This window comes from Stappia indica, assembly GCF_001696535.1.
Classification (GTDB): domain Bacteria; phylum Pseudomonadota; class Alphaproteobacteria; order Rhizobiales; family Stappiaceae; genus Stappia; species Stappia indica.
Genome location: NZ_MBQE01000004.1, coordinates 336382 through 349430 on the forward strand (window position 1 = coordinate 336382; position 13049 = coordinate 349430).

At 66.2% G+C, this 13049-nt stretch carries 11 protein-coding genes; 8 read left to right on the forward strand and 3 right to left on the reverse strand.

The features are described from left to right. Nucleotides 1–9: 9 nt before the first annotated feature. Both BBX35_RS15895 and BBX35_RS15900 read right to left on the reverse strand, forming a co-directional pair. Nucleotides 10–1416, reverse strand: coding sequence for a DUF418 domain-containing protein (locus BBX35_RS15895; RefSeq protein WP_067222024.1), 1407 nt, complete (start codon nt 1414–1416; stop codon nt 10–12). Nucleotides 1417–1549: 133 nt separating this feature from the next. Continuing rightward, nucleotides 1550–3889, reverse strand: coding sequence for a bifunctional salicylyl-CoA 5-hydroxylase/oxidoreductase (locus tag BBX35_RS15900; protein WP_067222026.1), 2340 nt, complete (start codon nt 3887–3889; stop codon nt 1550–1552). Between the two features lie 211 nt (nt 3890–4100). Between BBX35_RS15900 and BBX35_RS15905 the strand changes: the two genes are divergently transcribed. From BBX35_RS15905 to BBX35_RS15940, 8 genes are all read left to right on the forward strand, one after another. Further along, nucleotides 4101–4874: an SDR family NAD(P)-dependent oxidoreductase gene (locus BBX35_RS15905; protein ID WP_067222027.1), complete on the forward strand. Its 774-nt coding sequence runs from the start codon at nt 4101–4103 to the stop codon at nt 4872–4874. Between the two features lie 10 nt (nt 4875–4884). Further along, nucleotides 4885–5460, forward strand: a complete 576-nt coding sequence (locus BBX35_RS15910) for a MarR family winged helix-turn-helix transcriptional regulator (protein WP_244271644.1) — start codon at nt 4885–4887, stop codon at nt 5458–5460. Beyond that, nucleotides 5453–6322: an enoyl-CoA hydratase family protein gene (locus BBX35_RS15915; RefSeq protein ID WP_067222028.1), complete on the forward strand. Its 870-nt coding sequence runs from the start codon at nt 5453–5455 to the stop codon at nt 6320–6322. The genes BBX35_RS15910 and BBX35_RS15915 overlap by 8 nt, the downstream gene beginning before the upstream one ends. A gap of 27 nt (nt 6323–6349) precedes the next feature. Continuing rightward, nucleotides 6350–7549, forward strand: coding sequence for an acyl-CoA dehydrogenase family protein (locus BBX35_RS15920; protein WP_067222030.1), 1200 nt, complete (start codon nt 6350–6352; stop codon nt 7547–7549). 54 nt (nt 7550–7603) lie between these two features. After that, a complete protein-coding gene (locus tag BBX35_RS15925) occupies nt 7604–9256 on the forward strand; it encodes a benzoate-CoA ligase family protein (protein ID WP_067222031.1) in 1653 nt (550 codons plus the stop codon). A 36-nt stretch (nt 9257–9292) separates the two neighbouring features. After that, nucleotides 9293–9742, forward strand: coding sequence for a RidA family protein (locus BBX35_RS15930; RefSeq protein WP_083206363.1), 450 nt, complete (start codon nt 9293–9295; stop codon nt 9740–9742). Between the two features lie 94 nt (nt 9743–9836). After that, on the forward strand, nt 9837–10508 hold the full coding sequence (locus tag BBX35_RS15935; protein ID WP_067222033.1) for a nitroreductase: 672 nt from the start codon (nt 9837–9839) through the stop codon (nt 10506–10508). A gap of 70 nt (nt 10509–10578) precedes the next feature. Further along, nucleotides 10579–12585, forward strand: a complete 2007-nt coding sequence (locus tag BBX35_RS15940) for an acyltransferase family protein (RefSeq protein WP_171901471.1) — start codon at nt 10579–10581, stop codon at nt 12583–12585. On the opposite strand, the gene BBX35_RS15945 is transcribed toward BBX35_RS15940, so the two are convergent. Continuing rightward, nucleotides 12582–12995, reverse strand: coding sequence for a nuclear transport factor 2 family protein (locus BBX35_RS15945; RefSeq protein WP_067222036.1), 414 nt, complete (start codon nt 12993–12995; stop codon nt 12582–12584). The two genes, BBX35_RS15940 and BBX35_RS15945, sit on opposite strands and share 4 nt — an antisense overlap. Between the last annotated feature and the right edge of the window lie 54 nt (nt 12996–13049).

A 13049-nucleotide genomic window follows, 5' to 3' on the forward strand; every position in this document is an offset into this window, starting at 1 on the left:
CGGCCTGTCTCAGGCTTTTCGGTCGCCGTCCAAAGACGCCTGCGGCCCCTGCTGCACCAGCCAGCGCAGAAGCCATTCGAGCGGGCCCTGACGCCCCGTGCGCTGCCAGGCGAGGGCGAAGAGGATCTGTGCGATGTTGATGGCGAAGGCGACCATCAGAAGCTGATGGTGCTCCATCGATCCGAACAGCCCGAAGCCGAAGCCGTAGAAGACGATGCCGCAGATGACCGTCTGGCCGACATAGATCGTGAGCGGGATCTTGCCAACGGCCACGAACGGCGCGAGCAGGATCCGTCCCGCACCACCGCGAGCTAGGAGATTGGCCAGACCTATCAGACCCAGGCCGATCAACAGCCGTCGCAGATTGTAGAAATAGGCATCCCATGAGCCGAGCGACCAGTTCTCGAAGCCGGGAATGGCATTGGTGCCGTGCACCAGAAAGCCGATAAAGATGCCGCAGCCGAGACCGCCCACCGCCATCACCGCATATTGTCCGGTGCTCCACCGACCGGAGAAGGCGCCCAGGCGATAGAGCGCCATGCCGAAGAACATCATCGCGCCGACGTCGAGGATGTGGTCGGTGAAGAACAGCGTCGTCTGCTCCTGGAAGGTCTCGGGCGCAAGATTCCGCAGCACTTCGGTATAGCCGGCGAGGCGTTCGTCCATCTCCGCCAGAGCCATCCGCTCCAGCTCCTCGAACATTGCCGCCTCGTCTTCGCTTTCCTGCTGTCCCGCATCTTGTTGCGGTGCGTCCTGCTGGACGTTGTCCTGCGGCTGGACGAGGGGAGGCTGTGCAGGCTCCTGCTGCTGCAGGTCGGCTTCTGCGTCCGGCTGCACCAGTTCGCTCTGGGCGGCCTCGAACGCGTCGCTGGAGATCTGGTCGAGCGACAGCCCGGTTCCGTCCTTGAACGAGGAAATGGCGAAGATCACCAGTCCGATCGCCAGCAGTTTGCGGCCGGACAGATTGCGGAAGACGAACAGGAACATGCCGAGAAGGCCGTAGACGTAGAGCACGTCATGCGGCCACAGCAGCAGGTATCCGTGAATGATGCCGAACACGATCAGCCACATCAGACGCCGGAAATAGAGGTCCGCCGCCGCCAGGCCGCCCGGATTACGGGCATGTCGTTCCATCAGCAGGATCGCCGTCGCGCCGAAGATCAGCGAGAACAGCCCGCGCATCGTCCCGTCGACGAAAATGACGACGAAGAGCCACGACGCGACGTTCGAGACGACAGACTCGCCCCACTCCTCAGGCAAGGAGAACGCGACTGCCGGCAAGCCGAAGACGAAGATGTTGCGCCACAGGATGCCGAGGGCCGCAAGGCCGCGCAGGGCGTCGAGCACGACCAGTCGGCTCGACCCGTTCGCGTTGGCGAGCGAGCCGGCGCTGGTCCGACGGATGCTTTGATCCACGTTCTGATGTCCGGAAAGGAGAAATCTCGCGCGAATGCTTACTCCCGGGCGCCGAGTCGCACAAGCGCGATTGCAAAGGGCGCGGCCTGCTGCCGCAGGTCGCGCCCTTTGTCATTCCGCAGGGTTTTCGGCCTTATTCCGCGGCTTCGCGGTAGGCCGGGTTGTGCGTCTTCGGCTTGGCCTTCAGCTTCAGCTCCTTCAATTCCTCGCGAGCGCGCTCGGCATTGCGCAGCAGCTGGAACTTGCCCGGCTGGTACTGCTTCGGCGCGAAGATATCGCCGACACCATAGTCGCCGGCCGCGCGCAGGGTGAAGGCAGGGTCCGCCAGATGCGGACGCCCCAGCGCGATCAGGTCGGCGCGTCCGGCCGCAAGGATCGTGTTGGCCTGATCCGCCGAAGTGATGGCACCGACCGCCATCGTGGCGATATCGGCTTCGTTGCGGATCTGGTCGGCGAAGGAGGTCTGGAACATGCGGCCGTAGACCGGCGAACTGGCCGGGCTGGTCTGGCCGGTGGAGACGTCGATGAGATCGGCGCCGGCCTGCGCGAAGGCACGGGCGATCACCACGCTGTCGTCGCCGGTGATGCCGCCCTCGATCCAGTCCGTCGCCGAAACGCGGACCGACATCGGCTTGTCCTTCGGCCATGCCGCCCGCATCGCCTCGAACACCTCGAGCGGATAGCGCAGGCGGTTCTCGATGGAGCCGCCATACTCGTCGTCACGCTGGTTGGTGACCGGCGACAGGAAGCTGGCCAGCAGGTAGCCGTGGGCGCAGTGCAGCTCGATCATGTCGAAGCCGCAGGCGATCGCCCGTTCGACGGCGGCGACGAAATCCGCCTTCACCGCATCCATGTCGGCGCGGTCCATCGCCTTCGGCGTCTGGCTCTCCGGGTAGTAGGGCAGGGCGGAGGCGGACAGGATCGGCCACGCCTCGGCTTCGGGAAGCGGACGATCCATGCCCTCCCACATCAGCTTGGAGGCGCCCTTGCGGCCGGCATGGCCGAGCTGCAGGCAGATCTTCGCATCCGACTGTCCGTGAACGAAGTCGACGATGCGCGTCCAGGCGGCCTGCTGTTCGTCGGTCCACAAACCGGCGCAGCCCGGGGTGATGCGAGCAGTCGGGGAAACGCAGGTCATCTCGGTGAAGACGAGACCGGCGCCGCCCATGGCTCGCGATCCGTAGTGGACGAGATGGAAGTCCTGCGGCATGCCGTCGACGGCGGAATACATGCACATCGGCGAGACGACGAAGCGGTTCGAGACCTGCATCTCACGCAGCCGCAGCGGCTGGAAGGCGGGCACCGTCGGGTCCTGCGTGTCGACGTCGAGACCGGACGCCTTGACCTTCTCGGCGAAGGCGCGGGTCGCGGCCGCCACGAAGTCGGGCGCGCGCAGTTCCAGATTGTCGTAGGTGATCGCCTTGGAACGGGTCATCACGCCGAAGGCGAAGGTGACCGGGTCCATGTGCCAGTAGCGCTTCACGTGCTCGAACCACACCAGCGACACGTCCGCCGCGTGCTGGGTCTTCTCAACTTCCTCGCGGCGCGTTTCCTCGAAATCGGCAAGCGCGTCGGCAATGCTCGGCTTGCGCATGACGCTCTCGTAGAGCGCGATGGCGTCCTCCATGGCCAGCTTGGTGCCGGACCCGATGGAGAAGTGGGCCGTCGATTTGGCGTCGCCCAGCAGCACCACATTGCCCATCGTCGTGCGGGCGTTGCGGATCATCGGGAAGTTGCGCCACATCGAGCGATTGATCAGCAGCTTGTGGCCGTCGAGTTCCTCTGCGAACACGCCTTCCAGGAAATCCGCGGATTCCTGCTCGGACATCGCGCCGATGCCCGCCTTCTCGAAGGTCTCCGGATCGGTCTCCAGGACCCAGGTCGAGCGGCCCGGCTCATACTGGTAGGTATGGGCGATGAAGATGCCGTGCTCGGTTTCCTTGAAGTAGAAGGTGAAGGCGTCGAGCGGCTTGGTCGAGCCCATCCAGGTGAACTTGTTGGGCCGCATGTCGACCGACGGGCGGAAGTGGTCCCGATGCGCCTCGCGCACGGCCGAGTTGATACCGTCGGCCGCGACGATCAGGTCCGCGTCGGGAAACTGTTCGATACCCGGCACGTCTGCCTGGAAGTGCATCTCGACGCCCAGCTCGCGGGCGCGCTCCTGCAGGAGCAACAGAAGCGTGCGGCGGGAGCAGCCGCAAAAGCCGTTGCCGCCGATCCGGAAGCTCGCGTCCTTGTAATGGATCGCGATGTCGTCCCAGTAGGCGAAGTTCTCGGTGATCGCGCGATAGCTCTCGCGGTCGTATTTCTCGAAGGTTTCCAGCGTCTGGTCGGAAAACACCACGCCGAAGCCGAACGTGTCGTCCGCCCGGTTGCGTTCATGCACGGTGATGCGGGCCGACGGGCGCGCCTTCTTCATGAGGATCGCGAAATAGAGCCCTGCCGGGCCGCCGCCGATGACCTCGATACGCATGACCAGATCCTTCCCTGTCCGTTCTCGGTTTGCGGGACATCGCCGCCGGCTGGATCTCCGCTGGCCTCCCGTCAGGCCGGCGTGCTGCCGGTATCGGGTCGCCGCATGGATGCGCTTGCGTCCCCCTCGCAGATATTTTAAGCTTAAAATAATTCGGGACGCAACGCCGTTCTGGTGGTGCAGCAACGACCGGAAAATTTCGGGGAGAGGCATGGCGAAAGAGGCTCCGTTTCACGGCCGTCACGCCCTGGTAACCGGGGGAACGCGCGGTATCGGGCTGGCCATCGCGCGCCGACTGATCGCCGGTGGAGCGTCCGTCACCATCCTCGGCCGCAACGCCGAGCGGGCGGCGGAGACTGCGCGCGAGATCGGTGCGACAGGCTTCGCGGCTGCCGACGTCACCGACCGCGATGCCCTCACCGAAGCGCTCCGCAAGGCCGCCGCCGAGCACGGCCGGATTTCCATCCTCGTCAACAATGCGGGGCAAGCCGAGAGCGCGCCCTTTCTCAAGACGTCGCTCGAGCGCTTCGAACGGATGTTCTCCGTCAACCTGATGAGCATCGTGAACGCCTGCCATGCCGTGCTGCCGGACATGATCGAGGCCCGCGAGGGGCGCATCGTCAACGTCGCCTCCACCGCCGGGCTCAAGGGCTATCGCTATGTTTCGGCCTATGTGGCTGCAAAGCATGCGGTGATCGGCCTGACGCGCTCTCTGGCGCTCGAGACGGCCGAGACCGGCGTGACCGTAAATGCGGTCTGTCCCGGCTTCGCCGATACCGATCTGGTGCGCGAGAGCGTTGCGAAGATCCGCGAGAAGACGGGTCGCGAAGAGGCGGACATCATCGCGGACATGGTGCGCGATAATCCGCAGAAGCGGCTGATCGATCCCGATGAGGTGGCAGATGCGGTCGCCTGGCTTGCGGGAGACGCTGCCCGCTCGGTGACGGGGCAGGCGATTGCGGTCGCCGGCGGCGAGGTGATGTGAGGGCAGGCAGATGGACGAGAGTGGAAAAGCCGGCATGACGGAAGGCGGGGCGGACGCCGCCGCGATCCTGCTCGACGCGGAGACCCGCGTGCACGGGGACGACCATCGTGCCGAACTGCGCCTCTGGCTGCGCCTGCTGACCCTGACGAACCTGATCGAAAGCGAAATCCGCTCGCGACTTCGCGGCGAGTTCGACGTGACACTGCCGCGTTTCGACCTGATGGCGCAGCTGGAAAAGGCGCCGAAGGGGCTGACGCTCGGCGATCTGTCGCGACGTATGATGGTCTCGGCCGGCAATGTCACCGGTCTTGTCGAGCGTCTCGTCCAGGATGGTCTTGTCGAGCGGCGCCCCGCGCCGGGCGACCGGCGCTCGGCGCTCGTCAGTCTTACGCCGGAAGGGCGCTCCGGCTTCGAGGCGATGGCGCATGCCCATGGCGAATGGATCGGCGATCTGTTCGCTGATCTTTCCGATGCAGACATCGACGACCTGATGCGGTTGCTGGGCCGGGCCAAGGCATCGGCACGCACCGCCGCTGACCCGACACGCACAACGACTTCCACCGACAAGGAGCCGTCCAATGGCTGATGCCGCCGTTTCCGCCCCGCCCGCCGGCGCGCAGGAGACCTATTCGATCACGCTGCCCGTGCGGGAGTATCGGCCGACCCATTTCCGTCTCGATGTGGACGGCAAGACGGCGGTGATCACGCTGAACCGGCCGGAGCGCAAGAATCCGCTCACCTTCCATTCTTATGCGGAGCTGCGCGACCTGTTCCGCGCTTTGCAGTTCGACGAGGAAGTGAAGACGGTGGTCGTGACCGGCGCCGGCGGCAATTTCTGCTCGGGCGGCGACGTCTTCGAAATCATCGAGCCGCTCCTGTCGCGCGACATGCCGGGGCTGCTGCAGTTCACCCGTATGACCGGTGAACTGGTCAAGGCGATGCGTGCATGCCCTCAGCCCATCGTAGCGGCCATCGACGGCATCTGCGTCGGCGCTGGGGCCATCGTTGCCATGGCATCGGACCTGCGCGTCGGCACAGCGGGTGCCAAGGTCGCGTTCCTGTTCAACCGGGTGGGCCTTGCCGGCTGCGACATGGGCGCCTGCGCCATCCTGCCGAGGATCATTGGCCAGGGACGTGCCTCGGAGCTTCTTTACACCGGCCGCGTCATGAGCGGCGAGGAGGCCGAACGCTGGGGCTTCTTCAACCGACTGGCTGCGCCCGAAGCCGTGCTCGAGGAGGCGAAGACGCTCGCCGACAGCCTGTCCGCGGGCCCGACCTTCGCCAATGCCATGACCAAGCGCATGCTTCACATGGAGTGGGACATGTCGGTCGACCAGGCCATCGAGGCCGAGGCGCTGGCGCAGGCGGTCTGCATGAAGACCGAGGACTACCGCCGCGCCTTCGAGGCCTTTGCCGCGAAGCAGAAGCCTGTCTTCGAGGGGAATTGACGCGCGGGCGTTGAGGAGGAGGATTCGATGACCGACCTGAGCTTTCTCGACTGGCCGTTTTTCGACGATGGGCATCGGGCCTTCGCCGCACGTGTGGAGGCCTTTGCCGCGGCCGAGGTCGCCGGCCTTGCCGATCATCACGACGTCGATGGATCCTGCCGGCAGCTGGTCGCTGCGCTCGGAAAAGCCGGCCTGCTGCGCGCCGCCGTGCCCGCGTCCCATGGCGGCCTGCACGAGCGGCTAGACGTCCGCAGCCTGTGCATCGCCCGGGAAACGCTGGCCCGCTACAACGGCCTCGCCGATTTTGCCTTCGCCATGCAGGGGCTCGGCACGGGTTCGATCACGCTTGCCGGCTCTGACGAGCTGAAGGACCGCTACCTGCCGCCGGTCATGCGCGGCGAGAAGATCGCGGCCTTCGGCCTGTCCGAACCCGAGGCCGGGTCGGATGTGGCGGCCCTCGCCACCGTAGCAGAGGCCGACGGGCCGGATCATGTCCGCATCACCGGCGAGAAGACGTGGATCTCGAACGGCGGCATCGCAGACCACTACGTCGTTTTCGCCCGCACCGGCGAGGCGCCGGGCGCCCGTGGATTGTCGGCCTTCGTGGTGGATGCCGATGCGGCCGGGTTCTCGGTCAAGGAGCGCATCGACACCGTGGCGCCGCATCCGCTGGCTACCCTGGCCTTCGACGGCGTTCGCGTGCCGGTTTCTGCACGTCTCGGCCGGCCGGGCGAGGGCTTCAAGGTCGCGATGGCGACGCTCGACATCTTCCGCTCGACCGTTGGCGCAGCCGCGCTGGGCTTTGCGCGGCGGGCACTGGCCGACACACTGGAGCACACCACCAGCCGTCAGCTCTTCGGGGCGCCGCTGGCCGATCTGCAACTGACCCAAGGTGCGCTCGCCGACATGGTCGCCGACGTCGATGCCGCCGCGCTGCTGGTCTATCGCGCCGCCTGGGCCAAGGATATGGGCGCGCCGCGGGTGACCCGCGAAGCGGCGCTGGCCAAGATGGTGGCGACCGAGAATGCCCAGAAGGTGGTGGACCGCGCGGTCCAGCTCCATGGCGGCCACGGCGTGCGCGTCGGCTGCAAGATGGAAGAACTCTACCGCGATGTCCGTGCGCTGCGCATCTACGAGGGCGCAACCGAAATCCAGAAGATCGTGATCGCGCGTCAGGCGATCGCCGACCATGCCGCTCGCCGCTCCTCCGCGGCTGCGGCCGAATGACGACCATAAAACGCGCCGGAAACCGGCCGCCCCAACCTTCCACAGGAGTGCCGAATGGCCCGCTCAGCCCACACCGACACCTTCGCGGCGGACAATCTGCCACCGCGTGAGCTCTGGCCCGACTTCATCAATCTGGAGAAGCTCGGCTATCCCGAGCGGATGAACTGTGCAGTCGAGTTGATCGACAAGAACGTCGCGGAAGGCCGCGGCGACAAGCTGGCGCTTGTTTCCCCGACGGAGCGCTGGACCTACGGCGAACTCGCCGAAAAGGTGAACCGGATCGCCAATGTGCTGGTGGCCGATTTCGGCCTGCAGCCGGGCAACCGCGTGCTCCTGCGCTTTCCCAATACGCCGATGATGACGGCGGTCTACTTCGCGATCCTGAAGGCTGGCGGTATCGTTGTCGCCACCATGCCGCTGCTGCGTGCCAAGGAACTCGCGGTCATCGTGGACAAGGCCGAGCTGTCGCTCGCCGTCTGCGATCATCGCCTTGCCGAAGAGATGGAGCTGACCCGCGACCGCACCGACCGGCTGACGACGATCCTTTATGCCGGCAGCGGCGATGAAGGCTCGCTGGAGCGCCGCATGGAAGCCGCCTCGCCGGACTTCACGGCCTGCGATACCGCCGCGGACGATGTCTGCCTGCTCGGCTTCACCTCCGGCACGACGGGCGTTCCGAAGGCGACGATGCACTTCCACCGCGACATGCTGGCGATCTGCGACTGCTATTCGCGCGAAGTGCTGCGCCCGCAGGAAAGCGACGTGTTCATCGGCTCGCCGCCGCTCGCCTTTACCTTCGGCCTCGGCGGTCTTGTCCTGTTTCCCTTCCGCGTCGGCGCGACGGCCATCCTGCTGGAGCGGGCCGGCCCTGACGATCTGCTGAAGGCGATCCCGGAGATGCGGCCGACGGTGATGTTCACCGCACCGACCGCTTATCGCGCGATCCTTGCCAAGAAGGGCGATGCGGATCTTTCCTCCTTGCGCAAATGCGTGTCGGCCGGAGAGGCGCTGCCCAAGGCGACCTGGGACGACTGGCAGGCGGCGACCGGCATCCGCATTCTCGATGGCATCGGCGCGACTGAGATGCTGCACATCTTCATTGCTGCGCGCGAGGACGAGGTGCGCCCTGGTGCAACCGGCAAGCCCGTGCCCGGGTATGAGGCGAAGGTCATCGGGGCCGACGGCAAGGAGGTGTCGGACGGCATGCCTGGGCGGCTCGCCGTGCGCGGGCCTACCGGTTGCCGCTATCTCGCCGACGACCGCCAGACCGCCTATGTGATCGACGGCTGGAACGTGACGGGCGATACCTACATCCGCGATGCCGACGGTTACTTCTGGTACCAGGCCCGCTCCGACGACATGATCGTATCGGCAGGCTACAACATCGCCGGCCCGGAGGTGGAAGGCACGATGCTCGCCCACCCGGCAGTTGCCGAATGCGGTGTCGTGGGCGCCCCGGACCCGGATCGTGGCCGTATCGTCAAGGCCTATGTGGTGCTGAAGCCGGGCGTCACCGGTGATGCAGCCCTGGTCAAGACGCTGCAGGACTACATCAAGGCGGAGCTCGCTCCGTACAAGTATCCGCGCGCCATCGAATTCGTCACTGCGCTGCCGCGCACCGAAACCGGCAAGCTGCAGCGTTTCGCGCTGCGCGAGCTGGCGGCCGGAGAGGGCGAACCGCCGGCCGCAAGATCCGCCGCGTCGTGAACGCGAACAATTGAAGATCGGGACCTGGAAGACCCAATGAGCAAGACAGCCGACACCGCCGCCGCGATGCCTGCGCGTGCCTCCGTTCCTTCGCCGCTCGCGGCCCTGCAGCCGGAAGGTTGGCCGACCCCGAGAGGCTATGCCAACGGCATGGCCGGCGAGGGGCGGATGGTGCTGACCGGCGGCCAGATCGGCTGGACACCGGATGGCGTCTTCCCGCCCGACTTCCTCGGCCAGATCCGCCAGACGCTTGAAAACGTCGTAGCGGTCGTGGGCGCGGCGGGCGGTGGTCCGGAGCACATCGCCCGGCTGACCTGGTACGTCACGGACATCGACGCCTACCGGGAATGCCTGAAGGAACTCGGCCCGGTCTACCGCGCGGTCATGGGTCGCAACTATCCGGCCATGGCCGTGGTGCAGGTGGTCGCGCTGGTCGAGCCGGAGGCGAAGGTCGAGATCGAGGGAACGGCGATCGTACCGGTGTGAGCGGCCCCGCCGTTCCGCAAGACCTCTTGATTGCATCGTACGGCAAGGGCAGGGTGGCCCTCCTTCGCCACCCTGCCGCCGGACGCACCTTGCGATGAATGTTCTCGACGCGCTCGACAGCCGCTATTCCTGCCGTGCCTTCCGCCCCGATGCGGTGCCGGAGGGTACCGTTCGGGAGATCCTTGTTGCCGCCGGACGCGCGCCGTCGGGCGGCAATCTTCAGCCCTGGCATGTCCATGCGCTGACCGGCAATCCGTTGGCCGAGCTTCTGGCTGACGTCGAGGCGACGATGCAGGAGATGCCGCGCGGCGAGACGCCGGAGTATCGCATCTATCCGGCGGACCTGAAGGAACCCTACGCTTCCCGCAGGTTCGGTGCAGGGGAAGCGCTCTATGCGGCGCTCGGCGTGTCCCGCGAGGACAAGGCGGGCCGCGGCCGCCAGTTCCGCCAGAATTTCCGCCTCTTCGGTGCACCTGTCGGTCTTTTCGTCTATCTCGACCGCTCGATGGGCCCGCCGCAATGGGCCGACTGCGGCATGTTCCTGCAGTCGGTGATGCTGGCCGCTCGCGCGCACGGGCTGCATACCTGTGCCCAGGAAGCCTGGGCACAGTGGCACGGGCTGTTGGCGCGCCATCTGCGGCCCGACCCGGAACACATGTTGTTCTGCGCCATTGCGCTTGGGCATGCGGATGCGGATGCGCAGGTCAACCGTTGGAGGAGCGAGCGCGTTCCGCTTGACGACATCGCCAGCTTCAAAGGCTTTTGAGCCCGCGCTTGTGCCGCTTCGCACCTTGTGAAATAGACAGTCGATCAACGAACGGGACGCGTCCGCCGCCGTGACACCTGCTGCCTACCGACCGGATATTGATGGCCTTCGCGCCGTGGCCGTCCTGTCGGTGGTGGTGTTCCACCTCAACGCGGACTGGCTGCCCGGCGGCTTTGCCGGCGTCGACATCTTCTTCGTCATCTCGGGTTACCTGATCACCGGCATCGTCTGGTCTGAACTTGCTGCCGGACGTTTCACGCTCAGGACCTTCTACCAGCGCCGCATCCTGCGCATCGTGCCGGCCTATTATCTGGTGCTTGCCGCAAGCTTCCTCGTCGGGGCTGTGGTGCTGATGCCGGTGGAGTTCGACGCCTTCTCCATGTCGGCGCGGGCATCCGTGCTCTTTGCGGCCAACTTCTGGTTCGCCCAGCGGGTCGACTATTTCGACCAGGCCTCCGAGCAGGATCACCTGCTGCATCTCTGGTCGCTGGCGGTCGAGGAACAGTTCTACGTCGTCTTCCCGCTGCTTCTGATGCTGCTTGTGCGCTTTGCCGGTGCGTCCGCACGCAAGGCTCTGTTGCTGGTTCTGGTGCTGGGCGCCGTTTCGCTCGCCGCCAGCATCGCCATGGCCGTACTGGCGCCGCGGGCAGGCTTCTTCATGCCGCACACGCGCGCCTTCGAGCTGATGATCGGCGCGCTGCTCGCCGTATCGGGAGCCGGTGCCGGGCTTTCACCCGCCGCTCGAGAAGTCGCCGGAGGCCTTGGGCTTGCGCTGATCGCTGCCTCCTTCGTTCTTCTGTCGGACGGATTGGCGTATCCCGGCGGCTGGGCGCTGCTGCCGTGTGTCGGGGCCGGGCTGGTCATTCTGTCCGGCACCGGAGCCCAGCCACGTATCACCTCCGTCCTGCGCTGGCCGGTCTGCATCGGCATCGGTCTTGTCTCCTATTCCCTCTACCTCTGGCACTGGCCGGTAATCGCCTTCGCCCGCACTCTGGGCTTTGACCCCGCTGCGCCGGCGACAACGGTCTCCCTCGTTTTGTTGATGGCGGCTCTTTCGGCAGCGACCTGGCGCTTTGTCGAACAGCCTGTCCGGGGCTGGCGGCACAAGGGGGCACTACGCGCCTTCGGTCTTTTCGCCGGGCTGTCGCTGGCAACGCTGGCGATCACTGCGGTGGTGGAGGCGACCGACGGTTTGCCGCAGCGCATCCCACCGCATGTGGCGGGGCTGATGGCGGCGAACGAGGAATGGCGCACCAGCGACCGCCTTGCCTGCATGAGTCGCTGGCGCGAGGAGGACTTTACTCTTGCCGAGCGCGGCCAGCCGGACAGCGTCTGCCGACTGGGGGCAAGCGAGGGGAGTGCAAGGGTGGTGCTTTGGGGCGATTCCCACGCCGCCGCCCTGGCGCCGGGTGCTGATGCCGCACTGACAGAACTCGGCACAGGCGGACTTCTGGTGGCCAAGGCCGGATGCCCGCCGCTGGTGGATCCGCGTATCGTGGGCTCCGAGCCGGACGGCACCTGCCAGCAATTCACGGCACGGGTACTGGACGAGATCGTGACCGCCCGTCCCGATGCCGTGATCCTTGCTGCTCGCTGGACGCTCATCGCCGAGGGCGGTACGGGCGTGGACCTTCGCTTTGCACCGCCCCTTTCGGCTTCACAGCGGCTTGAGCGTTTGAACGCGCTTGAGGCAGCGGCCGAGGCTCTCGCAGCTCGGTTCGCTCAGGCAGGAATTCCGGTGATCCTGGTTCACACGGTACCCGAGCCGGGCATCAATGTGCCCTCGGCAATCGCCGTGTCGGATCGTTTCGGCTTTGCAGAGCCTGTCGGGCCTAAGCGTGGCTCTGCACTGGTTCGCCAGCAGTCTACGCGCGCCGCGCTGGAGCGAGCTGCAGCGCGCCACAACTGGCGTGTGATCGATCCGATCGACCCGCTATGCGGCGCCGGTGAGGGTTGCCGGATCGCCGCGGAGGGCGAGCCGCTCTACTTCGATTCCAATCATCTGACGGTGCGCGGCGCCGAAACGCTTTCGCCGGCCCTGGTCGAGGCGCTGGCACCGCTGCTCGGCCGCAACTAGCGGCGCAACCCGTCTTCGGTGCTGCGCGGCCGGGTGACGTAGTCGAACACCTTGGCGGCGATCAGCCAGCGGCCGTCGATCTTTACCAGCGACAGGAAGTCGGTGAAGAAGCGCTCGCCGATGGAGCTGCGCACCTGAGCCAGTGCCGCATGGCGGCCGGCGAAGGTGACCGATACGACTTCCCCGTCCGCAGGCTCGCCGCGCGAGGCGGGTGAGGGGCGGTCGGCAACGATCGGCAGATAGTGGTCCATGGTCCAGAAGCGGATATCGCCGTCGGTCGTCGCCGCATAGAGGGCATTGTCGTGGAACAGGCTGCCCAGCAGCTCCGCATCGCTGCGATGCAGGGCATCGTGATAGTGCCCGCATAGATCTAGGATCGCGGCGAAGTCCGCCGTTTCGCTGGATGTCATTTGAAGGCTCCGGTTGTGGTCTTGCCGGAAGCGGCGGACGGACTGCCCGCCCGC